The sequence below is a fragment of the Mesosutterella faecium genome (genome assembly GCF_022809315.2).
Taxonomy (GTDB): domain Bacteria; phylum Pseudomonadota; class Gammaproteobacteria; order Burkholderiales; family Burkholderiaceae_F; genus Mesosutterella; species Mesosutterella faecium.
In genome coordinates, this window is sequence record NZ_JAKZJU020000001.1 from 1481350 (window position 1) to 1506510 (window position 25161).

General features: G+C 64.5%; 20 protein-coding genes. 13 read left to right on the forward strand and 7 right to left on the reverse strand.

What is annotated here, in order from left to right; translation table 11 throughout:
* Nucleotides 1-103 precede the first annotated feature (103 nt).
* The 11 genes from MUN46_RS06895 (at nucleotide 104) to MUN46_RS06945 (ending at nucleotide 14395) form a co-directional block, all read left to right on the forward strand.
* Entirely contained in the window at nucleotides 104-541 is a 438-nt protein-coding gene (locus tag MUN46_RS06895; protein WP_243376542.1) for a hypothetical protein, read from the forward strand.
* Between the two features lie 446 nt (nucleotides 542-987).
* Nucleotides 988-1209 (forward strand): FeoA family protein, encoded by a 222-nt coding sequence (locus MUN46_RS06900; RefSeq protein ID WP_243376543.1) that lies wholly within the window; start codon nucleotides 988-990, stop codon nucleotides 1207-1209.
* A gap of 23 nt (nucleotides 1210-1232) precedes the next feature.
* Nucleotides 1233-1460, forward strand: coding sequence for a FeoA family protein (locus tag MUN46_RS06905; RefSeq protein ID WP_281069861.1), 228 nt, complete (start codon nucleotides 1233-1235; stop codon nucleotides 1458-1460).
* Nucleotides 1461-1475: 15 nt separating this feature from the next.
* Nucleotides 1476-3821 (forward strand): Fe(2+) transporter permease subunit FeoB, encoded by a 2346-nt coding sequence (feoB, locus tag MUN46_RS06910; protein ID WP_243376544.1) that lies wholly within the window; start codon nucleotides 1476-1478, stop codon nucleotides 3819-3821.
* A gap of 92 nt (nucleotides 3822-3913) precedes the next feature.
* Complete coding sequence (locus tag MUN46_RS06915; RefSeq protein ID WP_243376545.1) at nucleotides 3914-4168, forward strand: FeoC-like transcriptional regulator; 255 nt, start codon at nucleotides 3914-3916, stop codon at nucleotides 4166-4168.
* A 799-nt stretch (nucleotides 4169-4967) separates the two neighbouring features.
* Complete coding sequence (locus MUN46_RS06920; RefSeq protein ID WP_243376546.1) at nucleotides 4968-6248, forward strand: MFS transporter; 1281 nt, start codon at nucleotides 4968-4970, stop codon at nucleotides 6246-6248.
* Nucleotides 6249-6317: 69 nt separating this feature from the next.
* Nucleotides 6318-10004 carry a nitrate reductase subunit alpha gene (locus MUN46_RS06925; protein WP_243376547.1) on the forward strand — a complete coding sequence of 1229 codons (3687 nt, stop codon included), beginning with the start codon at nucleotides 6318-6320 and terminating at the stop codon, nucleotides 10002-10004.
* A gap of 36 nt (nucleotides 10005-10040) precedes the next feature.
* Entirely contained in the window at nucleotides 10041-11495 is a 1455-nt protein-coding gene (gene narH / locus MUN46_RS06930) for a nitrate reductase subunit beta (protein WP_243376548.1), read from the forward strand.
* Nucleotides 11496-11501: 6 nt separating this feature from the next.
* Nucleotides 11502-12101 carry a nitrate reductase molybdenum cofactor assembly chaperone gene (gene narJ, locus MUN46_RS06935; protein WP_243376549.1) on the forward strand — a complete coding sequence of 200 codons (600 nt, stop codon included), beginning with the start codon at nucleotides 11502-11504 and terminating at the stop codon, nucleotides 12099-12101.
* Nucleotides 12102-12115: 14 nt separating this feature from the next.
* A complete protein-coding gene (narI, locus tag MUN46_RS06940) occupies nucleotides 12116-12820 on the forward strand; it encodes a respiratory nitrate reductase subunit gamma (RefSeq protein WP_243376550.1) in 705 nt (234 codons plus the stop codon).
* A 321-nt stretch (nucleotides 12821-13141) separates the two neighbouring features.
* The gene (locus tag MUN46_RS06945; protein WP_243376551.1) at nucleotides 13142-14395 is read left to right on the forward strand and encodes a YihY family inner membrane protein; all 1254 of its coding nucleotides are present in this window, start codon (nucleotides 13142-13144) and stop codon (nucleotides 14393-14395) included.
* Nucleotides 14396-14477: 82 nt separating this feature from the next.
* On the opposite strand, the gene MUN46_RS06950 is transcribed toward MUN46_RS06945, so the two are convergent.
* Complete coding sequence (locus tag MUN46_RS06950; protein ID WP_285230580.1) at nucleotides 14478-15383, reverse strand: XRE family transcriptional regulator; 906 nt, start codon at nucleotides 15381-15383, stop codon at nucleotides 14478-14480.
* A 13-nt stretch (nucleotides 15384-15396) separates the two neighbouring features.
* A complete protein-coding gene (locus tag MUN46_RS06955) occupies nucleotides 15397-15600 on the reverse strand; it encodes a hypothetical protein (RefSeq protein WP_243376553.1) in 204 nt (67 codons plus the stop codon).
* A gap of 198 nt (nucleotides 15601-15798) precedes the next feature.
* Here MUN46_RS06955 and MUN46_RS06960 point away from each other — a divergent pair, with 198 nt between their 5' ends.
* Both MUN46_RS06960 and MUN46_RS06965 read left to right on the forward strand, forming a co-directional pair.
* A complete protein-coding gene (locus MUN46_RS06960) occupies nucleotides 15799-17586 on the forward strand; it encodes a flavocytochrome c (RefSeq protein ID WP_243376554.1) in 1788 nt (595 codons plus the stop codon).
* Nucleotides 17587-17822: 236 nt separating this feature from the next.
* Nucleotides 17823-18764, forward strand: a complete 942-nt coding sequence (locus MUN46_RS06965) for a DMT family transporter (RefSeq protein ID WP_243376555.1) — start codon at nucleotides 17823-17825, stop codon at nucleotides 18762-18764.
* A 13-nt stretch (nucleotides 18765-18777) separates the two neighbouring features.
* Here the strand turns inward: MUN46_RS06965 and MUN46_RS06970 are convergent, their stop codons facing one another.
* The 5 genes from MUN46_RS06970 to dapC all read right to left on the reverse strand — a co-directional run bounded on the left by MUN46_RS06970 (nucleotide 18778) and on the right by dapC (nucleotide 25151).
* Nucleotides 18778-20688, reverse strand: a complete 1911-nt coding sequence (locus tag MUN46_RS06970; RefSeq protein ID WP_243376556.1) for an ABC-F family ATP-binding cassette domain-containing protein — start codon at nucleotides 20686-20688, stop codon at nucleotides 18778-18780.
* Between the two features lie 91 nt (nucleotides 20689-20779).
* A complete protein-coding gene (prmB, locus tag MUN46_RS06975; RefSeq protein WP_243376557.1) occupies nucleotides 20780-21718 on the reverse strand; it encodes a 50S ribosomal protein L3 N(5)-glutamine methyltransferase in 939 nt (312 codons plus the stop codon).
* A 64-nt stretch (nucleotides 21719-21782) separates the two neighbouring features.
* Nucleotides 21783-22958 (reverse strand): succinyl-diaminopimelate desuccinylase, encoded by a 1176-nt coding sequence (gene dapE / locus MUN46_RS06980; protein ID WP_285230581.1) that lies wholly within the window; start codon nucleotides 22956-22958, stop codon nucleotides 21783-21785.
* Between the two features lie 111 nt (nucleotides 22959-23069).
* Nucleotides 23070-23885, reverse strand: coding sequence for a 2,3,4,5-tetrahydropyridine-2,6-dicarboxylate N-succinyltransferase (gene dapD / locus MUN46_RS06985; protein WP_243376559.1), 816 nt, complete (start codon nucleotides 23883-23885; stop codon nucleotides 23070-23072).
* Nucleotides 23886-23930: 45 nt separating this feature from the next.
* On the reverse strand, nucleotides 23931-25151 hold the full coding sequence (dapC, locus tag MUN46_RS06990) for a succinyldiaminopimelate transaminase (protein WP_243376560.1): 1221 nt from the start codon (nucleotides 25149-25151) through the stop codon (nucleotides 23931-23933).
* Nucleotides 25152-25161: the final 10 nt, after the last annotated feature.

Consider the following 25161-nt stretch of genomic DNA (forward strand, 5'->3'; position numbering starts at 1 on the left):
AATAACCAAATTTATTTAACGAAAAAATAAGCTTTTTCGTCCCATAATATCGTTACCTAAAAGATGGGAACAGGTTTCCCGCGATTCGAGGAGTCAACCAACCATGCTGATGCACGATATCAACCTGCTGCTTCCCTCTGCGATTCGAACGATGCGTTCTGCGCTGCGGGACATTTCCCGGCAGCAGATTCCCTTCACGATCGAAGGGCTTGTCAGGCAGGGGCTGCCGGAAAAATTCGCCGGCATGCTCAGGGCCTCTGTGGATCAATGCGGCGGCGAGCGGCTCGTGGTCGCCCGCTTCATCGCAGACCTTTTTGCCATGAACCACGAGGACTACAAGGCGAGGGAGTCCCTCAAGCGCTGGCTTGACAGCCACGAGGGCGAACACCGCGAGGCGGTGAGGGCGCTCACGCGCTCCGTCCTTAAAAACTGGTACCGCGACGAGTTCGGACCGGGGCAGCCCGAAAGCGTTGAAATATCGGACGCCGATGTCGTGAGCCCCGGCTCCCGGGGCCGCTCTGTGGTCTTCAGGCTGTTCTAAGCGGCCCGGTCTTTCTTTCACGAGGTTTTTTCTCCCGGCTTTCCGAAAGGAAGCCGGGATTTTTCGACGCTGAAATCTCCCGCGGCGCGGGCTGAAAGCGCAAAAGGCTGCCGGCCGCTTCGGGCAAAACAATGCCTGCTTCCGGGGCAGAGGCTTGCGGCCCCTAGCACGCGAAGGCAGCGGCCGAGGTCTCCGGCAGAGCTGAATCCAGGCTTTCTTTCTTCTCTTCTTGTTTTTTTCTCTGACGCTCCCCGCCCGGGGCCCGCGCGCCGTCTTTGCACTTCTTTTCAATCTGCCCGCCTGTTCTGCCGTGCGATCCTTTTTGAGAGTGAGAGAGTAAGTAAAAAAATAAATGCAAGTAGAAATAATTCTCAATATGGATTAAGATGCAGGCGTCTTAAGCCTCCGTTAAGGGGGCGGGCTGTTTTTTCAAAAAGGGGTGTGAATTGGTCAAGCCGCTGTCCGAGCTGGAACTCAACGTTCCGGCAACCGTTGCGTTTCTTCGCGGGTCCGACAAGGATCTGAAGTCGCTCAAGGATCTGGGGCTGCGCACAGGCTCTCAGATCACGGTGCTGCACCGGGGCGAAGGCGACTCGCTGCTCGTTGCGATCGGAGAGACGCGCATCGGCGTCAATTTCGACCTTGCAAAGAACATCCTCGTCAACTGATTTCTTCAAAAAAGAGCAGAAAGATGAATCTAAACGACATGAAAGTGGGAGAAAAGGGAAAGATTCTCGCTTTTAACGCAGGCGCCCCGGACTACCGCCGCCACCTTCTGATGATGGGCGCGACGCCCGGATCGGAATTCGAGGTGGTCCGCGTCGCGCCGATGGGCGACCCGATCGAAATTCGCGTCCGCGGCTCCATGGTGTCCGTGCGCAAGCATGAAGCGGCCATCGTGGAAGTCGAGAAGATCTGAAGAAGGGGGTGAAAAGTGGCAAATCACAGAATCTGCATCGTCGGCAATCCGAACTGCGGCAAGACCACACTCTTTAACGCCATGACGGGCGCCCGCCAGGAAGTTGGAAACTGGCCCGGCGTCACGGTCGAGAAAAAGAGCGGCTTCTACCGCTCCGGCGACCAGGAGATTGAGATCGTCGATCTGCCCGGCATCTATTCCGTGACGCCTTCGCGCGCGACCGGGGAGGACGAGAGAATTGCCCGCGACTACCTCGTCTCCGGCGAGGCCGAGGCCGTCGTGAACATCGTTGACGCGAGCAACCTCGAGCGCAACCTTTACCTCACCACCCAGCTCACCGAGATGCGCATCCCGATGATCGTGGTGCTCAACATGATGGACATCGCCCGCGCGCACAAGCTCGCGATCGACATCAACGCGCTGTCCGAAGAACTCGGCTGCCCGGTGCTCAGCGTCGTGGCCAGCCGCGGCACCGGCGTCGAGGAGCTCAAAAAGAGCATTGACGCGATGCTCGAAAAGCAGACCGTGCCGCCGCTTAAGCTGCGCTATCCCTCGGACATCGAGGGGGTGATCGAGCAGCTGGGCTCGCGCCTTGAGAAGGCGGGGCAGAAGCACGGCCGCTGGAACGCGACCCAGATTCTCGAGGGGGCGCAGCCCGTGGAGCCGCTTCCTCCGGAGGTTGAGTCCGACCTCGCTTCGATCCGCAGGCCGCTCGAGCACTACGGCGCGGATCTCGACATCGAGATCGCCAACGCCCGCTACCAGTTCGTCTCCGGGGTTGTCTCGAAGGTCATGCGCCGCAAGGGCGAGATCGGCGCGACGATCACCGACAGGATCGACCGCATCGTGCTCAACCGCTGGCTCGGCATCCCGATCTTCCTGTGCATGATGTACCTGATGTTCGTGTTTGCCATCAACGTGGGCAGCGCTTTCATCGACTTCTTCGACATCCTCGTGGGGGGAGTCCTTGTCGACGGCTTCGGGGGTTGGCTTGAAAGCATCGGCGCTCCGGGGTGGCTGAAGACGCTGCTCGCCAACGGCGTGGGCGGCGGCATCCAGACGGTCTCCACCTTCATTCCGCCGGTGACCTGCCTGTTCCTCTTCCTGTCCGTGCTTGAGGACTCGGGCTACATGGCCCGCGCGGCATTCGTGATGGACCGCTTCCTGCGGGCGATCGGCCTGCCGGGACGCGCCTTCATCCCGATGATCGTGGGCTTCGGCTGCGGGGTTCCGGCCATTATGTCGACCCGCACGATGAACCGCGAGTCCGACCGCATCATGACCACCATGATGGTGCCGTTCATGTCCTGCGGCGCAAGGCTGCCGGTGTACGTGCTGTTCGGCGCCGCGTTCTTCGCGGGATCCGGCTCGCTGCTGATCTTCACGCTTTACCTGATCGGCATTCTTGTCGCCATCGCGACCGGCTGGCTTCTTAAGAAGAACACCTTTCCGGGCGACAACGCCTCCTTCATTATGGAGATTCCTCCCTACCATATCCCGACCCTCAAGGGCGTGCTCACCAGCACCTGGGACCGGCTCCGCGCCTTTATCCGCCGCGCCGGCATTGTGATCACGGGCGTGGTGGTCGTGATCTCCTTCCTCAACTCCTGGGGCACGGACGGAACGTTCGGCCACGAGGACAGCGACTCGAGCGTGCTCTCCGCGATCGGCAAGACGATCGTCCCGGCTTTCGGCCCGATGGGCATGCAGCCCGACAACTGGCCGGCCGCCGTGGGCATCTTCACGGGCGTTCTCGCCAAGGAGTCCGTGATCGGAACGCTTAACTCGCTCTATGCGGCTGCGGCCGAGCGCGAGAACGCCGCGGAGGGCAAGGCCGAGGAGAAGGAGGCCGAAGAGCCCTGGAGCTTCAGCAAGACGCTGCATGAAGCGGTCGCGTCCGTGGGCGAGAACCTCTCGGGCCTTGGCGAGCAGCTCGCCAACCCGTTCCTGCAGGGCAAGACGGTGGGCGACCTGTCTGACACGGAGGCCGCCGTCGAAGAAGCCGAAGGCACGATGACCACGGTCACCATGATGCAGAAGCTCTTTGTCACGAAGACGGCCGCGTTTGCCTATCTGCTCATGGTGCTGCTGTACATGCCCTGCTGCGCCGCGATCGGCACGATCTGGCGCGAGGTCGGAACCCGCTGGACGATCTTCGCCTGCGTCTGGACCACTGGCGTCGGCTACAGCGCCGCCACCACCTTCTATCAGCTGTCGACCTTTGCTTCGCATCCGGCCTATTCGATCGAATGCCTTGCAGCGGTGGCCGCTTTCCTCGCTGTCATGATTTTCTGGATGCGCTCCATGAAAAAGAAGGCTGAAGAGGAAGGCCCGCGGATCATCCCGATCCACCAGGCCTGAAGTCTGAGACGGCCTCCGGCGGCTTGAAGCCGCCGGATACCTTCAAAAAAGGAGGCCTTGCGGGCCTCCTTTTCACTCTGGAGAACAAAAAAATGGTTTCACTGATGGATCTTCGCGACTTCGTCCGCGGCAGGGGCTCCAAGGTGAGCCTCATTGAGCTCGCCAACGAATTCCGCACGAGAAAAGAGCTGATTGAGCCCATGATGCAGAGTCTCGTCGACAAAGGGCAGGTTGAAACCTGGGAGAGCACCCCGGTGTCCTGCGGGTGCGGAGCCTCCTGCGGCTGCGGGGGCGCCGCCTCTGCCGGGAAACCCATCCGGTTTTACCGCTGGAAGCAGCAGGCCTGAGCCTGCAGCAGCTTCCTGACTTCCCAGCGCTCAGCCCCCGGCGCCGGGGGACTGCCCGCAGGGGGGCTTGGGAGGAGCTCCGGCCCGGGGCTTCTCCTGCCGTCAGGCCGCCGGTTCTCCGGCGGCCTGCGCGTCCTCAGGACCTTGCGCGACCGGAACGAAAAAGCGTCCGTGGGAACCCCTTTTCCTGCACCTGTCCGCCTGCCGGGGCCGGTGTCGCCTGAGCCCCGCAGTTCCCGCGGCGAGCCGCGGAAGATCCCGCAGCGGGGCGTCCGGCTTCTAAAAAAACCAGAGGGTCTTTCAGGGCATCTCCGTGCTGCGGATCCCGGCAGACAGAAGGGGGCCGAGCCGGGATTGCGGCGCAAATTCGGCAGCATTCAAACTTTTTGGACTTAGTCCGAAGGGGGCGGCCGGGCCGGTCGTTTCTCTACCCCGCGTTCTACTCTTTTTCTTCTGAAGAGATACCTCTTTTGTGGGATGGGGTCAGGAGCCTTGCAAATTAAATATGCATTTTCAATACATATTTATTTAAAACGAATTCAAGCGCTCGATACGGGCCCGCGGGGAAGGGGACTCGGGCCGGGAGAAGCCTCCCCGAGCGCGCATAGCCGTTTGGTTTATGGTGCTTTTCCGGCACCTCTCCTAGACTGCGCACAGCTGTAGCAGAGGAGCGCCCTGCCTGCCGGCGGAGGCGTTGATTTCATGGGACTTTCTGCGGCGCCTCAAGCCCGCGGAACAGAGCCCGGACCCCAAAGAACCCGCGGCCGGCCGCCTCGCCCGGCCGCCCCGGACACACCGAATGAACAAAGCAGACTTTAAATTGAACGGCACGCCGACCCGGGCGCTTACCGCAGCGACCCTGGGCTTTTTTTTCGGCGCGATGGCGATTTCCCTTTTCGGCCCGACGGCCAGGGCCCTCAGCACTTCCATGGGGCTTTCTCCGATGCAGGTGGGGCTGCTCGTGGCCGCCCCGTCGCTCACCGGGTCGCTTTTCCGGATCCCCTTCGGAGCCTCGGTTGACGTGAACGGCGGCTGCAGGTCCTTCAATGTCCTGATGGCGGCCTCCGTGATCGGGCTCGTCGGGCTGTCCGTGCTCTTCTCGACCCGCTTTCCGGACCGCATGGACGGACTCTATGGCCTCGTTCTGCTGCTCGGCTGCCTGGCCGGCTGCGGCATCGCCACCTTCTCGGTGGGGGTCTCGCAGGTCTCCTACTGGTTCCGCAAGAAGGACCAGGGCTTCGCGCTGGGCGTCTTCGGGGGCCTGGGAACGGCCTCGGCCGGAGTGCTCGCGCTGGGGCTGCCGGTTCTGCTCGCCGCCTTTGGCTTCGTGTGGGCCTACTACATCCTCACCGGCATCATGATCGCCGGTGCGCTGATCTATTTCTTCCTTTCCTGCAACGCTCCTTACTTTCAGCTCCGTGACGCCGGCTTCAGTGAGAAGGAGAGCAGGAGCCGGGCCGCGGGCCTGGGGCAGGAGCTGTTTCCGGCAGGCAACATCCGCGACTCGCTCAGGATTTCCGCGGGCATCCCCCAGACGTGGCTGCTGGTGGGCACTTACTTCACGACGTTCGGCGGCTTCATCGCGCTCACGGCGTGGTTTCCCACCTACTGGCAGCAGGCGCAGGGGCTCGCTCCGATCCATGCGGGCGTGCTCACGATGGTGTTCTCTGTTCTGGCCGCGGTCATGCGGGTTCCGGGCGGCCTGGTGGCCGACAGGCTGGGCGGCGTGAAGGTCAGCTTTGGCGCGCTCACGGCAGCCGCCGCGGCCTGCGCTGCCATGAACCTCGACCTCGGCTGGGTCGGGCTGTTTGCCGTGTCCGTCGTGATTGCCGTTGCCTTCGGCTTCAACAATGCGGCCGTGATGAAGCTGATTCCGGTCTACGTCCAGAAGTCGGTCGGGGGAGCCTCCGGATGGGTCGGGGGACTGGGCGCCTTCGGCGGCTTCGTGTTCCCGCCCCTGCTCGGGCAGTTCGTGGCGATGTCGCCCGAGCACGGATTCGGCTGGGGGTTCCTGCTGTTCACCGCGCTGGCCGTGGTCAACATGCTGCTGAACTATTTCGGCATGGTGCGCAGGGCCTGAGATCCGGGGAAACCAATAACTAGAAAAGAAACGCAAGCGCCGGGGGACACTCCGGCATCAGGAGAAGCAATGACAGAACCATTTTCCAGCTACAGATATTTCTCCCGGAAGGATACGGACAACCGGGCCTGGGAGAAGTTCTACCGCAGCCGCTGGCAGCACGACAAGGTCGTGCGCTCGACCCACGGCGTGAACTGCACCGGGTCCTGCTCCTGGCGCATTTTCGTGAAGAAGGGCATCGTGACCTGGGAGCTTCAGGAAACCGACTACCCCCGCACGGCCGACGGCATTCCCAACCACGAGCCGCGCGGCTGCCCGCGCGGAGCCTCATACTCCTGGTACCTCTACAGCTCCGGGCGCGTGAAGCACCCGATGATCCGCCGCGAGCTGCTCGAGCTCTGGGAACAGGCGAAGCGGGAAAAGAAGGATCCCGTGGAGGCCTGGGGAGCCATTGTTTCGGATCCGGCCAGAAAGCTCGCCTACAAGAAGGTGAGGGGGCTGGGCGGCTTCGTGCGCCTCGACTGGGACAGCGCGATCGAAATCATGGCGGCGGCCAACATCTGGACCACGAAGGTGTACGGCCCGGACCGCAACGCGGGCTTCACCCCGATTCCGGCCTTCTCGCAGGTTTCCTATGCGGCCGGCATCCGCTACCTCTCCCTGATCGGCGGAACGAGCCTTTCCTTCTACGACTGGTACTGCGACCTGCCGCCTTCCTCTCCCCAGACCTGGGGCGAGCAGACGGACGTGCCCGAGTCGGCTGACTGGTACAACAGCGCTTTCCTGATGCTCTGGGGCTCCAACGTCCCGGTGACCCGCACGCCGGACTCCCCCTTCCTCACGCAGGTCCGCTACAAGGGCACGCAGGTGGTCGTGATCTCCCCGGACTACAGCGACGCCTCCAAGTTCGCCGACGTGTGGCTCGCGCCCAAGCAGGGCACGGACTCCGCCCTCGGCATGGCCATGGGCCACGTGGTTCTGAAGGAATTTTTCGTGGACCGCAGGGTGCCCTACTTCGAGGACTACGTCAAGAAGTTCACCGACCTGCCTTTCATGGTGAAGCTGGAAAAGAGGGAGGACGGCTTCGTGCCGGGCCGCTTCCTGCGCGCTTCCGACTTCGAGGGCGATCTCGGCATTGACAGCCGGGCGGATTTCTATCCCGTGCTCACCGATGAGAAGACCGGGGACTGGGTCGTCCCGAACGGAACGATCGGCAGCCGCTGGTCCGCCCAGGGCCGCTGGAACCTGAAAAATGAGGATTTCAGAACCGGCCGCCCCTTCACGCCGCAGCTTTCCCGCAAGGGCAGCGAGGACGCGCGCCTGACGGTTCTGTTCCCCTATTTCGGCGGAGAGACTTTCAGCAATCCCAACTTCGCCTTCACCGCGCACTCGGACATTCAAAAGCGCATTGTTCCCGCAAAGCGCATCATCGGCAAGGACGGCCGCGAGATCTGGGCCGCGAACGTCTTCGACCTGATGCTCGCGCAGTACGGCGTCGACAACGGGCTCGGGGACCCCGGCGCCGCGAGGAGCTACGAGGACGACATTCCCTACACTCCGAAGTGGCAGGAGGCGATCACGGGCGTTCCCGCCGAGCGCGTCATACGCGTGGCGCGGCAGTTCGCCGAAACCGCCGAGAAAACGCGCGGCCGGGCGATGATCATCATCGGGGCGGGCGTCAACCAGTGGTACAACACCGACATGACCTACCGGGCCGCCATCAACCTGCTGATGCTCTGCGGCACCTGCGGCGTGAACGGCGGCGGATGGTCCCATTACGTGGGCCAGGAGAAGGTCCGCGCCGCGGCCGGGTGGGCCCAGCTCACCTTCGGGCTCGACTGGATCCGGCCGGCCCGCCAGATGAATACGACGAGCTTCATCTACATGCACTCCGACCAGTGGCGCTACGAAAAGGTCCAGGTGGCGGACCAGCTCTCGCCGCTCGCGGACAACCGGAAGGACTGGAGCCGCATGACCCTGGTCGACTGCAACATCCGCAGCCAGCGCATGGGCTGGCTGCCGGCCGAGCCCGAGCTTTCGCGCAATCCGCTGCAGCTGGCGAGGGAGGCCGACGCCGCAGGAAAGCCCGCCGCGAAGTACATCGCCGAAGAGCTCGGCGCGGGGCGGCTGCAGCTCGCCTCCGAAGACATCGACGCCGAGGGAAACTCGCCGAAGACGCTGTTCATCTGGCGCGCGAACCTGATCGGCTGCTCGGCCAAGGGCATGGAGTACTTCATGAAGCATCTGCTGGGCTCGGAAAACGCCGTGCTCGGGCAGAACATCGAGGAGTGCGGCCTGCCGCTGCCGGAGTTCACGAAGTGGCACAGCAGGGACGTGACCGGCAAGCTCGATCTGGTGACGACGATCGACTTCCGCATGACCACCTCCGCCCTGTACTCCGACATCGTGCTGCCGGCCGCAACCTGGTACGAAAAGGAGGACATGAGCTCCACCGACATGCACTGCTTCCTGCATCCCTTCAGCAAGGCGGTGGAGCCGGCCTGGGAGGCCCGCTCCGACTGGGATGTCTTCAAGGCGCTCGCCAGGCGCTTCAGCGAGCTCTGCGCGGGACATCTCGGCGTTGAGAAGGATGTCGTGATGACGCCCCTGCAGCATGACACCCCGCAGGAGACGGCGGCCCCGATGGCTGAGGATGACTGGCGCGTGACCGGCAGCGAGCCGGTCCCCGGCGTCACGATGGGCAGTCTCGTCACGGTGGTGCGCGATTATCCGCACACCTACGAGCGCTTTACCTCCGTGGGGCCGAATCTGCGCGACAAGGGCATCGGCGCAAAGGGCTTTTCATGGGACAGCCGGCCCGAGTACGAGCTTCTCAAGGGGCTCAACGGCGTGGTTGAGGAGGGCCCTGCCAAGGGGGCCCCGAAGCTCGAGGACGCCGTCGACGGCGTCAACATGATCCTCACGCTCGATCCGACCTCCAACGGCCGGGCGGGCCGCCGCTCCTGGAAGGCCCTGGAGAAGTGCGTGGGCCTGAAGTTCGCCGACAGGCTCTGCGAGGAGTCGGGCGACACGAGATACACCTACCACGAGCTGCAGGTCCAGCCGCGCAGGGCGCTCAACACCCCGATCTGGACCGGCGTGAACAGCGGCGGCATGACCTACACCGCCAACTGGACCAACGTGAACTGCCTCATTCCGTGGCGCACGCTCACCGGGCGCCAGAGCTTTTACGTGGACCACCCCTGGCTGCTCGCCTTCGGCGAGGCTCTGGCGGGCTACAAGCCGCCCCTGTGCAAGAAGGAAATCAACAGCCTGAAGGAGCGTCTCGGCATCAAGGAGCCGACGCTCGCGCTCAACCTGCTCACGCCGCACAACAAGTGGACGACGCATTCGACCTGGTCCGACAACCTCATCATGCTCACCCTCGGCCGCGGCGGCCCCGTGATCTGGATGAGCGAGAAGGACGCGGAAAAGCTCGGCATTTCCGACAACGACTGGGTGGAGGCGCTCAACGACAACGGCTCGACCGTCGCGCGGGCCTGCGTGTCGCAGCGAATTCCGCAGGGCGCTCTTTTCATGTACCACAACCAGGGCCGCACGGTGAACGTCCCGCTTTCTCCGACGACGGGAAGGCGCGCCGGGGTGCACAACTCCATTTCCCGCGTCTGCCCGAAGCCCACGCACATGGCGGGCGGCTACGCGCAGTTCAGCTTCGGCCTGAATTACTACGGAACGATCGGGGCAAACCGCGATGAGTTCGTGCTGCTGCGCCGCCTCGATCACGTGGAGTGGTAACCGGGACATTGGACAAGAACCTAGGAAAAGAATGAAATGAAAGTTCAAGCTCAGATCTGCATGGTCCTCAACCTGGACAAATGCATTGGCTGCCACACCTGCTCCGTGACCTGCAAGAACGTCTGGACCAGCCGCAGGGGCATGGAATACGCCTGGTTCAACAACGTGGAGACCAAGCCCGGCGTCGGCTATCCCAAATCCTGGGAGGACCAGGAGAAATACCGCGGGGGCTGGGTCGTGAAGAACGGCCGGCCGGTGCTTCGCCACGGCGCGCGCCCGGCGATCATGTCCAAAATCTTCAGCAACCCGAGTCAGCCGCAGGCGGACGACTATTACGAGCCCTTTACCTTTGATTACGAAAGGCTCAGGGAATCGCTTCGGACGAGGACCGCGCCCAGCGCGAGGCCCTATTCGCTGCTCACCGGGAAGGTGATGGACACGGTGAAGGACGGCCCGAACTGGGAGGACAACCTCGCCGGGCCCTTTGCGAAGCGGAAGGCGGACCCGGATCTGCGGGGCATGGACACGGCGGGGTTCGAGGCCTTCGAGGCCTCCTTCATGTACTATCTGCCGCGGCTTTGCGAGCACTGCCTCCATCCGGCCTGCGCGGCCTCCTGCCCGTCGGGGGCCATTTACAAGCGCGCCGAGGACGGCATTGTGCTCATCAACCAGGACAAGTGCCGCGGCTGGCGCCAGTGCATCAGCGCCTGCCCCTACAAAAAGATCTACTTCAACCCGGCCCGAAACAAGTCCGAGAAGTGCGTCTTCTGCTATCCGAGGCTTGAAAGCGGCGAGCCGACGCTCTGCGCCGAGTCCTGCGTGGGCCGCATCCGCTACATGGGCGTGGTGCTTTTCGACGCCGACAGGATCGAGGAGTACGCCTGCGCGGAGGAAAAGGACCTTTATGAAAAGCAGCTTTCCCTCATCCTCGACCCGAATGACGAGGAAGTGATGCGGGCCGCCCGGGAGCAGGGTATCACCCGCAGCTTCCTTGAAGCGGCGAAAAAGTCCCCTGTCTACAAAATGATGAAGGACTGGAAGATTGCCTTTCCTCTGCACCCGGAATACCGCACTCTGCCCATGGTCTGGTACGTTCCGCCGCTTTCACCGCTGGGCGGGCAGGACATTTCAGGCGATTTCTTCGCGAAGCTCGAAGAGATGCGCATACCGGTCCGGTACCTGGCGAGGCTGCTCACTGCGGGAGACGAAAGGCCGGTCCGCGCAGCGCTGCTCCGCCTGATGGCGCTGCGCGCCTACATGCGCTCGAAGACGGTGGAGGGCTGCGCGAGCCCGGCCGTCGCCCCGGAGCTCGGCCTGAGCGCCGGCCAGTACGAGGAGATGTACCGCTATCTGGCCATCGCCGACTATGAGGACCGCTTCGTGATCCCGACGGCTCCGGCCGTGCATGAGCAGACCGATCTTTTCGCTCTGAGGGCCGGCCTGGGCTTTGAGGACGAAGGGGAGCGCCGGAACCTTTTTGGCGGGAGATGAAAAGCCATGCTGAAGACTTACCGAATCCTCTCGGCGCTGCTCGACTACCCGTCCGAAGAGACATGGACTGAGCGGGAGGCCGTCGTCCCGCTGCTGCGCGCAGAGGGCATCCTCAGCGCGGGGCAGCTGAGCCTGGCGGAGCAGTTTCTGGACTGGTGCCGCAGCTTTCCCGACCTCCGGTCCTGGCAGCAGGCCTACTGCGGCCTTTTTGACTCGGCCTCAAGGGAGAGCCTCTATCTCTTTGACCTCGTCTACGGGGAAAACCGCGAAAGAGGGCAGGCGATGGTCGACCTGCGCGACACCTATGAAAAATCCGGAATGCTCGCCGCCGGCAGCGAGATGCCCGATTATCTGCCGCTTTTCCTCGAATATGCGGCGAGCCAGCCTTCCAGCTCGAGCGCGCTCCGGATGCTCGGGGAGGTGGGCGGCGTGCTGCGCGTCATGGAGCGGAGGTTCCTCGACCGCAGCCATCCCTACCTGCCCCTGCTCACCGTGCTACGCGAGCTCTCCGGCGCCGAGCCCATGAAGGTTCCCGCCAGGGTCATTCCCATCGAGCCGGCGGACCGGCCTGCGGCGCCCTATGGCCGGCCGGACACCGATTTCTGAAAAGGGTGATTGACATGGAACAAACTCTCAGTTTAGCTACAACCTGGGCGTACACGTTTTTCTTTGCGTACTACCCCTACCTCGCCGCCGGCATCTTTTTCTGCGGCCTCGCCTGGCGCCTGACGCATGAAAACCGAACCGTTCAGGCGCTTTCCACGCAGTTTCTGTCCAATGACAGGTCGCTGCGCTGGGGCAGCAACCTTTTCCATTTCGCGGTGGTCGGGGTGTTTTTCGGCCACATCTTCGGGCTGCTCGCCCCCGAGCCGCTTTACATCTGGCTCATCAGCAACGAGACCAAGCGTACGCTCGCCGTCATCATGGGCGGGGCGGCCGGCCTTGTCGCCTTCATCGGAATCGCCCTGCTTTTCGTGCGCCGGTTCACGAACGAGCGCGTGGCGGCCTTCAGCACGGCAGGCGACAGGATCGTCGTGACGCTCATCCTGCTGCAGATCGCCACAGGGCTTGGCGGCACGGCCGTCACCGCCGTGTCGCCCCTGGAGTCCTATCTGGCGATCGACCACTGGGCTCAGGGGCTCTTCATCTTCAGGCCGCAGTCCTGGCAGTGGCTTCTCGACACGAGCGTGATCCATAAGATACACATCCTGCTGGGCTTTCTGATCGTCTGCATCTTCCCTTTCACGAAGCTCATGCACATGGTGGCGGTGCCGATCCTCTATTTCGTGAGGCCGAACCGCATCGTCAACAGCGGCGGCATGTGACGGAGGGAGGCCGCCCCGGGCCCGCCCAAGGGCCTGCCCGGGCCCGGGGGGCTCCTGCTGCGGAGGTGCGCCCGGCCGCCTGGGCAGCTCTCCGGACAGCCACGGGCCTTTTTTGCTCCTGACAGCAGCGCGAAGTGACCCGTCCAAGGCGGGAAGGGTGCCTCTTTTGAGGCTGGACAGGGGGACTCTTCGGTAGAATCCTCTCATCGATCCGCCTGGGGCGTCGCCTCAGCGACGCCGTTTCCCGATCCCGTGCTGCGGGGCGGCCTCAGGCGGGGACCGCAGTCTTTCTCTTTCCCGCGCCTGCTGGGAGTGCGCCAATTGAAAAATCCCGAATGCAAACGATCCAGAGCCGAGACCGCCGCGCTTTTGCGCAGGGCGGCCGGTCTCGCGGCCGCGCGGTTCCGCGAGACCAATATTGTCGAAGTGGCCAGCTCGATGACCCTGGCCACGCTGCTGTCGATCGTTCCGCTGCTGGCCGTCGCGCTGGCCATGTTCTCCGTGGTGCCGGCCTTCGCCCCCTACAGGGCGAGCCTTGAGGAGTTCCTGGGAGGGGTCATCCCCGGCCAGTACAGTGTGCAGATTTACCACTATCTGCGGACTTTTTCCCAGCACGCAAGCGGTCTTTCAGTTTTCGGCGCCGCGGGCCTCGCGGTTTCGGCCTATTTCCTCATTGACAAGCTTTTTGTGACCATCAACCGGATCTTCCGCGTCCGGCACCGCCGCAGCGTGATCCAGAACGCCATTCTCTACTGGGCCATCCTCACGCTCGGGCCGATGGTGGCGGTGGCCAGCATCTCGGTCACCACGTATCTGGCGAAGCTCGCCCTGTCCGGGCTTTCAAGCGGGGCGGCGGCCTGGGGGCTCACGCTCTTTGCGGTCCTTCTGCAGGCCCTGTTCTACACGGCGCTCTACTCGTTGGTGCCCAACTGCTACGTGGAATGGCGGCACGCCCTCGCGGCGGGCGTCTTCACGGCGCTTGCCGGCCTGGTTGTGAAGCGCTGCTTTTCCATCTACATCAGCAGCGGCACCCTCACCAATCTCTACGGGGCCTTTGTCGCGCTGCCCGTCTTCATTTTGTGGATTTACGTGACCTGGATCCTGGTTTTCGGCGGGGCCGCGCTTGCCGCCACGCTGCCCATGGTGCGCTCCGGGCGTTTCGCGGACGCCTTCCGCCCGGGCAACGATCTCGCCACCGGTGTGGCGCTGCTGTCGGTCCTCCTGAGAAGGAAGGACGCCGGCAGTCCCGTGGTTCCGCTTGTGCAGCTCGCCCGCGAAGCGGGCAGCTGGCCGGAGGCGGCGGAGTCGGTGCTCGAAAAGCTCGCCTCCGCGGGCTACGTCGCGGAAGTCAAGGGGGCGGGGAGGCCCAGAAGCGGCGCCTGGGTGCTGATCGCAGATCCGGACCGGACGACGCTTCGTGCGGCCTTTGATTCGATGGCGATCGATCCGCAGATCAGGTTCTTTCATCCGCAGGGCGGAAAGGCTCCCGCCTGGTACAGCGGGCTCGTCTCGAGCCCGGCGCTTTCAACGCCGCTGCGCAGGCTGCTTGAGCCGGACCCCGGGCGGCCGTCCTGAGAAGGCCTTAACCCGGGAAAGAGGGGTTGCGCCTGCGGCCGGGGGGCCGCGGGGAGCGGCCCTCTGAGGCCTTCCGCGCCCTCTAGCGGGGAAGAAACGTGCTGCCCTGCCGGATCAGCACCTGGCCCACGATGTGAATGAGCTTTTCAAACTGCCCGGGGCGGCAGCGCCTTGAGCGGTAGGCCGTGTTGTCAAACTGCAGCAGCACCGAGCCGTCGGGCTCGGCCGCGATCCGGGCGAGCGCCCCCTGGTTCTGCCAGTAGACCAGGTAGACGGCTCCGAAGTGCAGCTGCGGCTGCTCGGTGATGTCGACCACGATCTGGTCGCCGGGGCAGATGGAGGGCGACATGGCGTCGCTGCTCACCGTAAAGAGCCTGCAGGCCTTCGGGTCGTGGCCGAGAAAACCGCTTTTGGGGATCACGGCGTCGATCAGGCTCTCGTCGGGCACGATCTTCGGGACGAGCGGCGAGCGCCCCCGCACGAGCCGGCAGGCCGGCACCGAGGCGTAAAGCCGGCAGCGGTCCTCGCATTCGCTCTTCGCCCTCGGCTCGCTCGCCTCCTCGGTCTCCTCCGGGCAGGCCGCCTGCGCCGCTTTCTGCGCTTCGCCCGGCTCCGGGGGCAGGTCAAGCTCCAGGGTGTAGCTTTCCGCCCGGGGCCAGGTGGAGTGGCCGCGCTTTGCGGGCGCAGGCTGGGCGGCGGCCGCAGGGCGCGGCTCCGGGTCCTGCTCGGTTTCGTGAATCCAGTCGTCAGCGGCGCTCACCCAGGGCTGCCCCTGACCGTCCGAAAGCCACCGAGGGTTGACGTTAAAGAGGTCGGCCAGCCTGAAAAGGACGTCAGCCTGGACTTTTCTCGTGTCGCCGGCCAGCCACTTCGCCACGGCGGGCTGCGACACCCCGACCTGCTCGGCCACGAATTTCTGCTTGAAGTTCATCCGCGCCATGCAGTAGCGCAGCCTGTCGGCGAAATTATTCTGCCTGTTTGCCATCATGCGCTCCGGCGGTTCAGGAAAAAACGAGGCGCCCGGCCCAGCGCAGCGCCGCTGTGAGGACGCAGAAAATCGCGGCGAAGACGGCGGCCATCGCCGCAATCTGCAGCGCGTGGCTCTCGGTGAGCCTGAGCACCGCCGGGCCAATGCGCTTCCAGGCGGCAAAGAAAAGCGGGCAGGAGGCCGCAAGAGCAATAACTATTGTGATGATTTCAGCCATCGGGAGCCACGTTGCTTATAACTGCGGGAATTTTAAAGCACCTGCGGGAGGGCATGCGAGGCCGTAGCTTTTGGGCTGAAGTCTGAACTATTGCCTTTAGACAATAATTAAGCAAAAAGTCTACCGGTTTCGTCTATATGAAAGATAATAGGGGAGCGGTTATTCAAACCGTTTCAGCACTAATGGAGAGAATATAAGATGCAATTCACTTTCAAGCCTGTACTGATTGCGGCAGCGCTGGCCCTGGCCGGGACTTCCGCGCTGGCTGCTCCGATGAAGGCGGGCACCTACACCGCCAAAGTCACGGGACACAACGCTCCGATGACTGTGAAGGTGACGGTTGACCAGAACAAAATCGTCTCCATCGACACTTCCGATAACCTGGAAACCATCGGCGTGGGCAAGGTTGCCCTGAAGAAGGTTTCCGACAAGATTCTGAAGTATCAGTCCGCCGGGGTTGACTCCGTCACCGGCGCGACGATTTCCTCCATGGCCCTCAAGCAGGGCGTCGAGGACTGCCTCAAGCAGGCCGGCGCCGACATGAAGCAGTTCACGAGGAAAGTTGAGAAGCATCCGATCAAGAATCAGACGCTTGAAGCCGACGTGGTCGTCGTGGGCGGCGGCGGGTCGGGCCTTGCCTCGGCCATTTCCGCCATGCAGGCCGGCGCCAACAAAGTGATCGTCCTTGAAAAGCTGGGCTATCTCGGCGGCTCCACGAACGTGTCCGAAGGCGCGCTGAACGCCGTCGACCCGAAGCGCCAGAAGGCTCAGGGCATTGAGGACAGCGTCGATAAGTTCTTCGCGCAGACGCTGCGCGGCGGCCATGATCTGGGCGATCCGGCTCTGGTCGACTATCTCACGAGCCACTCCATGGACGCCGTCAACTGGCTGGAGAGCCTGGGCGTGAAGTTCCGCGACCACATCGGCTCGGCCACCGGCTCGCTCTGGCAGCGCTCCCACTACACGACCACGCCTTCGGGCAACTCCTACATTCGCGTCTTTGAGAAGGTGATCGCCGACTCCAACGGCCGCATCCAGGTGCTGCTCGATACGCCGGCCAAGGCCCTGATCCAGGATAAGACCGGCCGTGTGACGGGCGTCGTCGGCAACAACTTCGGCTCCAAGATCACCGTGAAGGCGAAGAAGGGCGTGATCCTCGCCACCGGCGGCTTCGGCGCCAACGTGAAGCTGCGCCAGCAGGTGAACACCGGCGTGTGGAAGCATGTGAAGCTGGACAACTCGATCGGCTGCACGAACATCCAGAAGGCCGCCCAGGGCGACGGCCTCGTGCTCGGCCGCAAGGCCGGAGCCCAGGTGATCGGGCTCTCGGACATTCAGATTCATCCCTGCGGCACTCCGGGCACCGGGCTGATGGAGAACATCCGCACTTCCGGCCGCAACCGCATCTTCGTGAACACTGACGGCGACCGCTTCGTGAACGAAGGCGCGCCGCGCGATGTGCTCGCGAACGCCATTTTCCGCCAGAAGGGCGGCACCTACTGGGTGGTGGTGAACAAGCTGCGTTATCCGAGCCGCGACTTCGTGGACCGCAACGGCGCCTCCATCAAGAACATGGTGGCCCTGGGCTCCGTGATTGAGGCCAACAGCCTCGATGAGCTCGCCGCGAAGACCAAGATGAATCCGGCCAAGCTGAAGGCCTCCATCGCCGACTACAACAACATCGTCGCCGGCAAGGAGAAGGACAAGCTCGGCTTTGTCGCCAACAACAAGGACGACAAGCAGATGACCGAAGGCCCCTGGTACGCCTGCAAGAAGGTCCCGACCGTTCACCACACGATGGGCGGCCTGAAGATCACTCCGAAGTCTGAGGTCGTGAGCACCAAGGGCAAGGTGATCCCGGGTCTGTACGCTGTGGGCGAAGTGACCGGCGGCATCCACGGGTCCAACCGCCTGGGCGGCAACGCCATCGCCGACGTGATGACCTTTGGCCATGCGGTCGGCCCGCACATCGTCCAGGGGAAGTAATAAGTCCTGAAGGACGCTGTGAAAGGCTTCGCCTGCCTTCACTCCGCGCAGTTCGGCTGTGAGGGCCGGGAAGACTGAAAGCCCAATGCCCGGCCGGGGCTCGTCTCCGGCCGGGCATTATTCGGCGTGCTGATAAGCAGATGCAGATATGCACATATTCTTATATGCATAGCGATATCTGCAGAGTGCGGTCTTCGCCCACGCCCTTGTTGCCGCGAAGCACAAAACCGCTCAGAATGAGGCGCTTCAGCAACAGGGAAAAAAGGATCGCGATGGAGGATCTGCACCGGACAAGGCTTCTGGGCGCGCTTGCGGTGGCGGCCGCCTCGGTGCTCTGGGGAACGACGGGGGTGTCCGCCTCTTTGGCGCCCGAAGTGCCGCCGATGGCGATTGGAGCGGCCGCGATGGGCGGCGGGGGGCTGCTTCAGGCGCTCACGGCGCTTCCGCAGATCGACCGCTCCGCAGCCCGGCTGAGGAGCAGGCGGCTGTTTCTTTTCTGCTCGGCCCTGCTGGTGGCGCTCTATCCCCTTGCTTTTTACAGTTCGATGCGGCTTGCGGGCATCACGGCGGGCACGGTGGTCTCGATAGGCTCGGCCCCGGTTTTCGCCGCCCTGATCGAGTGGGCGGCCGAGGGCAGGAGGCCTTCCCCGAGGCTCACGGCGGCTTCGGCGCTGGGCGCCGCGGGCATTGCGGTGCTGTGCATCGCAAGATCCGGCGGCCCGGCCGGCCCGTCGGTGAGCGCCGGCATTGCGCTGGGCCTTGCAGCGGGATTCACGTACGCCGGCTACAGCTGGGCCGCAGGGCGCCTGATGCGCGCGGGCATTCCTTCGCGCGCCGCGATGGGCGTCATGTTCGGGGCGGCCTCCGTCCTGCTGCTGCCGGTGCTTCTGGCCACTGGCGCCCCTTTCCTGCATTCGGCCGTGAATCTGTCGGTAGGGCTTTACATGGCTCTTGTGCCGATGTTTCTCGGCTACCTGCTCTTCGGGGCGGGACTGGCCAGGATCAGCGCTTCGGAGGCGACCGCGATTTCTCTGCTCGAGCCCGCGGTGGCGGCGCTGCTTGCCGCGCTCGTGGCAGGCGAGAGGCTGAGCGCCCCCGCCTGGGGCGGCATCGCCCTGATCTTCGCCTGCCTCGCGCTCGTTGTGTCGCCCCGCGGCAGGAAGCCTCCCCGGGGCTGACAGCCCGCCTGCCTCAGGCGCCTGCCTGCTCGAGTTTTTCAGAGACTTCGAGCCACTCCTCCTCAAGCGAGTCCTTTTCCCCGCCTTCGGCCGCACGCTGCTTCAGCACGGCCTGCACCTCTTCGGGGCTGCCCTGATAGAAGGCGGGATCGGCGATCCGGCGGTCGAGCTCCGCGAGGGACTCCTCGAGCTCGGCCACCCGGGATTCGATTTCGGAGAGTCTTTTCCGGAACGGCTTTTTGAGCTCGGCGATGCGGGCCCGCTCGCGGGCCGCCGCCTTTCTCGCCTCGCGGGGCGTCTGCTGGGCCTCGGAGGAAGCGGCCTTTGCGGCGCGGGCGGCGCTTTTTTCATCCCGCCTCGAGGCGAGCACGAGCTCGGCGTAGTCATCCAGGTCTCCCTCGAACTCGGTGACCCGGCCTTCGTGCACGAGCCAGAGCCGCTCGGTCGCCGCCCGCAGCAGGTGCCGGTCGTGCGAGACGATGAGCACGGAGCCGCCGAAGGTGGACAGCGCCATCGTGAGCGCCTCGCGGGTTTCCATGTCGAGGTGATTAGTCGGCTCGTCGAGCACCAGGAGATTGGGCTTTCCCCAGGCAATGAGAGCCAGGGCGAGCCGCGCCTTCTCCCCGCCCGACATGGAGCCCGCCTGCTCGTTCACCTGGTCGCCGGAGAAGCGGAAACGCCCGAGAAAATCCCGGAGATCCTGCTCGCGCGTGTCGGGAGAAAGCCTCCGGAGATGCTCAAGCGGCGTCTCGTCCAGCCTCAGCGCGTCGAGCTGGTGCTGGGCGAAGTACCCGATCGAAAGGCCCTGCCCGCGCCGAAGCTCCCCGGCCATGAGCGGGAGCTCGCCGCACAGCCCCTTTACGAGCGTGGATTTGCCCGCGCCGTTCACGCCGAGCACGCCGATGCGCTCGCCCGAGCGGATGGAAAAAGATACGCCGCTGAGCACCGCCCGGCCCTCGTAGCCGAGCGACATCCCTTCAGCGTCGAGCAGGTGCTCGGGCAGCCGCTCGGGGGCGGGGAACTCGAACCGCCATTCGGAGCGGGCGCGCACGGGCTCGACCGCTTCGAGCTTTTCGAGCATCTTGATGCGCGACTGGGCCTGGCGGGCCTTGGTCGCCTTGTAGCGGAAGCGCTCGATGTAGGCGCGCAGGTGCTCCGCGGTGCGCTCGTAGGCTTTGGCGCCTGCCGCCTGCTGGCGGAGCCTCTCGACCCGCAGCCGCTCGAACGCGGAATAATTGCCGGCGTATCGCCGGATCGTTCCGTCTTCAACCGACCAGATGGCGCTCACGCACCGGTCGAGGAACTCGCGGTCGTGCGAGATGATGACCACGGTGGCCCGCACGTGCCTGAGCCAGGCCTCGAGCCAGATCACGGAGTCGAGGTCAAGGTGGTTGGTCGGCTCGTCAAGCAGCAGGAGGTCGGCCGGCCGCATGAGGGCTCGGGCCAGGGCGAGGCGGTTGCGCCAGCCGCCGGAGAACTCGCGCACCGGAAGCGCGGTCTGCGCGTCGGTGAAGCCCAGGCCGTGCAGGATCGTGTGCGCCTCGGCGGAAATCGCCCCTTCGTTGAGTTCGGCCAGGGCTGCGGCGGCCGCGGCGAGCTGCATGTCGTCGCCGCCCGCTTTGGCCTTCGCATAATCGGTTTTCGCGCGCATGAGCGGAGCGTGCCCGCTCATCACGAACTGCAGCGCGGTCTCGTCCACCGCCTCGATGTCCTGGGCCACGTGGGCGATCCGGTCAGGCTCCGGGGCCTCGATTTCGCCCGACTCGGGCGCGAGCTCTCCCAGAATCGCGGCAAAGAGCGTCGATTTGCCGCAGCCGTTCGGCCCGACCAGCCCGATGCGCTCGCCGTCGGAGGCGATGAGGCTCGCTTTTGAATACAGAACCCGGACCCCCCGGGCGAGGCTGATGTCTAGCAGTCGCAGCACTTCAGAAAAGTCCTTCTTTTGCTTGGTGTCTTGCGGGGCGGCAGGGGGCGCCGGGCGAAAGCGCCTTCCCTGGGCGTTCCGGGGCGCCTTTTCAGGCCGCCGTCTCGCGCGGGCCGAAATAATCGCGCAGATCCCGGGCGGTGGCGAGGAAGACGAGGTTGTCGCCCGCGCTCACCGTGAGCCAGGTGAGCGGCAGGTCAGGCCAGATCGCCTCAAGCGCTTCGCGCCCGTCGCCCACCTCGACCACGAGAAGGCCGTTGTCGGTCAGGTGCCGCGCGGCCTCCGGAAGGAGCCGTCTCACGACATCCATGCCGTCGCCGCCCGCCTCAAGGGCGAGCGCGGGCTCATGGCGGTACTCGTCCGGGAGGCTTTCCATCGAGGCGGTTGTGACATAGGGGGGATTCGAAATGATGAGGTCCCAGCGCCTTGTTTTGAGCTCCGGCATGTCGAAAAGGTCGGACAGCACGAGTTCCATGCGGTCTTCGAGCCCGTAGTCGCTGCGGTTCACCCGCGCGACCTCAAGGGCGCTCGGGCTGATGTCGACGCCGGTCACGCGGGCGCTGGGAAACGCTTCGGCCAGCAGCACCGCCAGGCAGCCGCTGCCCGTGCACATGTCCAGGGCGCTGCCGATCTCCTCGGGATCCTGCACCCAGGGCTGCAGATGCTCTTCGAGCAGCTCGGCGAGGAACGACCGGGGAATGAGCACATTCTCATCACAGTAGAAGCGGTGGCCGACCAGCCAGGCCTCGTGCAGCAGGTAGGGCACGGGGACGTGCTCGGTCACCCGCTCTTCGATCAGGCAGGCGATCCTGCGCACTTCCTCTTCCGTGAGGTTGGCGTCGAAGAACGCGTCGAGCCTGTCGAAGGGCAGCTTCAGGGCTCTGAGCACCAGAAAGGTCGCTTCCTCCCAGGTGTCGTTCGTGCCGTGCCCGAGTGAGATCCGGGACTCCTCCATGCGGGTCATGGCCCAGCGCACGAGGTCCCGGATCGTGTGCAGGCTCGAGGCCGCTTCAATCGAATTCTGTGGCATTTTGCGCTTTAATCCTTCCGTTTGTTGGTTCTCTTCTGTGCCGGAGGCAGGCCCCCCGGAGCCTTCAGGCGAGCAGCCGCTCGAGCAGGCCCCGGTAGATCCGCTTGAGAGCCTCGGGCTCTTCGGCGCCGATGTTTTCGTTGGGGGAGTGAATGGTTGCGTTTGTGGGGCCGAACTCAAGGGTCTCCTCCGAAATCGGCGCGATGAATCTTGCGTCGGAGGTGCCGCCCGAGGTCGAGAGCTCCGGGCGCATCCCGGTTTCCTCTTCAATCGCCCCCGCGAGCGCCTCGGCGAGCGACCCGGGGCCGCGCCGCAGCGTGACAAAGGGCAGGGCGTCGATCCTCCAGGTGAAGTCCGCGCGGACTCCAGTTCCTTCGAGCACCCGGCCTGCCGCCGACTCGATCTCTCGGATCAGATCCTGCGGCTTCCAGGCCGCGCTGTAGCGGAGGTTGAATTTGACCTCGGCGCGCCCCGGCACCACGTTGACGGCCCCCACCCCGGAGCGGAAGTTGGAGACCTGAAAGGAGGTCGGGGGGAAGTCGGCGCTGCCCTGGTCCCAGACCCGGGCGGAGAGCTCGGCGATGAGCCTGGAGGCTGCGTGGATCGGGTTTGCGCATTTGGCGGGATAGGCCACGTGCCCCTGCCGGCCGGTGAAGACCACGGCGGCGTTGAGCGAGCCGCGCCGGCCCACCTTCACCGTGTCGCCGAGCTTTTCGGCCGACGAGGGCTCGCCGATCAGGCTCCAGCGCGGGCGCACGCCCGCTTGGCGCAGCTGCTCGACAACGCGCTTGGTGCCTTCATCCCCGTCGCCTTCCTCATCGGAGGTGAGCAGCAGCGCGATGGAGCCGCGGTGCCCGGGATGCGCCGTGACGAATTCAGCGGCGGCTGCGGCGAAAGCCGCGTCCGAGCTCTTCATGTCGGCGGATCCCCGGCCGTAAAGGCGGCCGTCCCGCAGCTGCGGCTCGAAGGGCGGCGAAGTCCACAGCGAGGCCTCGCCGGGCGGCACGACATCGACGTGGCCAGCAAATACGAAGAGGGGATCGGACTGTCCGCGCCGCAGCCACAGGTTGGTGGTTCCGTTGGGCGTGAGCTCCTGCCGGGCGGAAAAGCCCAGAGGCTCGAGGAGCGTCCTGATCGGGCGGTAGGCCCCGGCTTCGCGAGGGGTCACGGACTCGCAGGCGATCAGCTGCCGGGCGAGCTCCAGGGCGTTGAAAGTTTTCTGCATGGGTAGTGGCTGCATGGGTTGGGGCTGCGCAGAGCACGAAGGTCTGCGCAGGGGCGGGGGCGCTGCGTGCGCCTTTCCGCCCCCCTTTTGTTACTTGAAGGGGCGGGAAAGGCGGAGAGGCGGCTCTTAGTCCCTCAGGAGCTCGTTGATCGAAGTCTTCGAGCGCGTGCGTTCGTCCACGTGCTTGACGATGATGCAGGCGTAGAGGCTGTACTTGCCGTCGCGCGGCACGTTGCCCGACACGACGACCGAGCCCGCAGGGATCCGGCCCTTGAAGGTCTCGCCCGTGGTGCGGTCGTAGATCGTGGTGGACTTGCCGATGTAGCAGCCCATCGAGATCACGCTGTTGGCGCCCACAATCACGCCCTCGGCGATTTCGGAGCGCGCGCCGATGAAGCAGTTGTCCTCGATGATGGTGGGGCCGGCCTGTACAGGCTCGAGCACGCCGCCGATGCCGACGCCGCCCGAGAGGTGACAGTTGCGGCCGACCTGCGCGCAGGAGCCCACAGTGGCCCACGTGTCGATCATGGTGCCGGAGTCCACATGGGCGCCGACGTTGACGAAGGAAGGCATGGCCACCACGCCCGGGGCGAGGTAAGCGCCGTGGCGCAGCACGCAGCCCGGGATCATGCGCACGCCCGAAGCGAGAACAGCCTCGTCGGAGAGCGCGCCGAATTTGGGCGAGAGCTTGTCGCACCAGGCGAAGGGGCCCGCCCGGAAGACCTTCTGCTCGGTGAGCCTGAAGGAGAGCAGCACGGCTTTCTTGATCCACTGGTGGGTGACCCATTCGCCGTCGATTTTCTCGGCGACGCGCACTTCGCCCTTGTTCAGGCGATCGAGCACCGCGTCAACGGCCTCGCGAAGGCCCGCCGGGGCGCTCTCGGCGGTCCACTCGGAGCGGTTGTCCCAGGCTGAATCGATGATGGTTTCAAGTTCGGTCATTTTCGTTTTTTCCAGATGAATTGGAGTGGTGAAAGGATAGTCGGTTCAATACGCGCGCTCAATCGGGCGGATCAGAGAAGCGTCGAACTGCTCGAGCCGCTTCGTCCCCTCAAGGATTTCCTTTTCCGTTGCGACCAGCGCGATGCGGACGTAGCCGCGCCCCGGCACCGTCCCGTCGGCCGTCTCGCGGCTCAGGAACGTGCCGGGCAGCACCTTGATGCCCACCTGCTCGTACAGAGAGCGGGTGAAGGCGAGGTCGTCCTCGACGGGGCTCTTCGCCCAGAGGTAGAAGGAGGCGTCGGGCATCGGGGCCTGGAAGTACCGGTTGAAGGCGGGCTGCCCGACCGCAAAGGCCCGGCGGTAGAGCTCCCGGTTCTCGCGCACGTGCTCTTCATCCGACCAGGCGGCGGCCGAGGCGGCCTGAGTGGCCGTGGGCATGGCCGAGCCGTGGTAGGTGCGGTAAAGCAGGAACGACTTCATGATGCGGGCGTCTCCCGCGCAGAAGCCGCTTCTCATGCCCGGCACGTTGGTGCGCTTGGACAGGGACTGGCAGATCACGATGTTCTCGAACCGGTCGTTGCCCCGGCGGGCCGCGGCCGTCAGCGCCCCGAGCGGCGGGCGAGACTCGTCAAAATAGATCTCGGAGTAGCACTCGTCGGAGATCAGCGTGAAGCCCCAGCGCTCGGACAGCGCAAGGACCTCGTCCCAGTGCTGCTGGGTCATCACCGAGCCGCAGGGATTGTTCGGGCTGCAGACGACGAGCGCCTGAACCCGCTTCCACTGCTCGTCCGTGATGGAGGAGTAGTCGGCCTGGAAGTGGTTTTCGGGGCTGAGCGGAACGTAAAGCGGCTCCGCGCCCGCGAGCAGCGCCGAGCCCTCGTAAATCTGGTAGAAGGGATCGGGTATCACCACGATAGGCCTGCCGCCCGCGGCGTGCCGGTCGACGAGCGTCTGGATGATGGAAAACAGCGCCTCGCGCGAACCGTTGGTGGGCACAATCTGTGTTTCCGGGTCGGCCTTGACGCCGTAGCGGCGCTCAATCCAGCGCGCGATCGAGCCGCGCAGCTCCGGCGTGCCCTTGGCGGCCGGATACCGGGCAAAAAGCGGGAAAGCCCGCTCGTAGGCGTCGAGCACGAACCGGGGGGTCGGGTGGCGCGGCTCTCCGATCCCGAAGGAAATTTCCTCCATCGCGGGCTGGATCCCCTTGAGCAGTTCGCGCAGCCTCGCGAAGGGATAGGGGCGTGTAAGGGCCAGTTCGGAATTCATGACGTTGAAC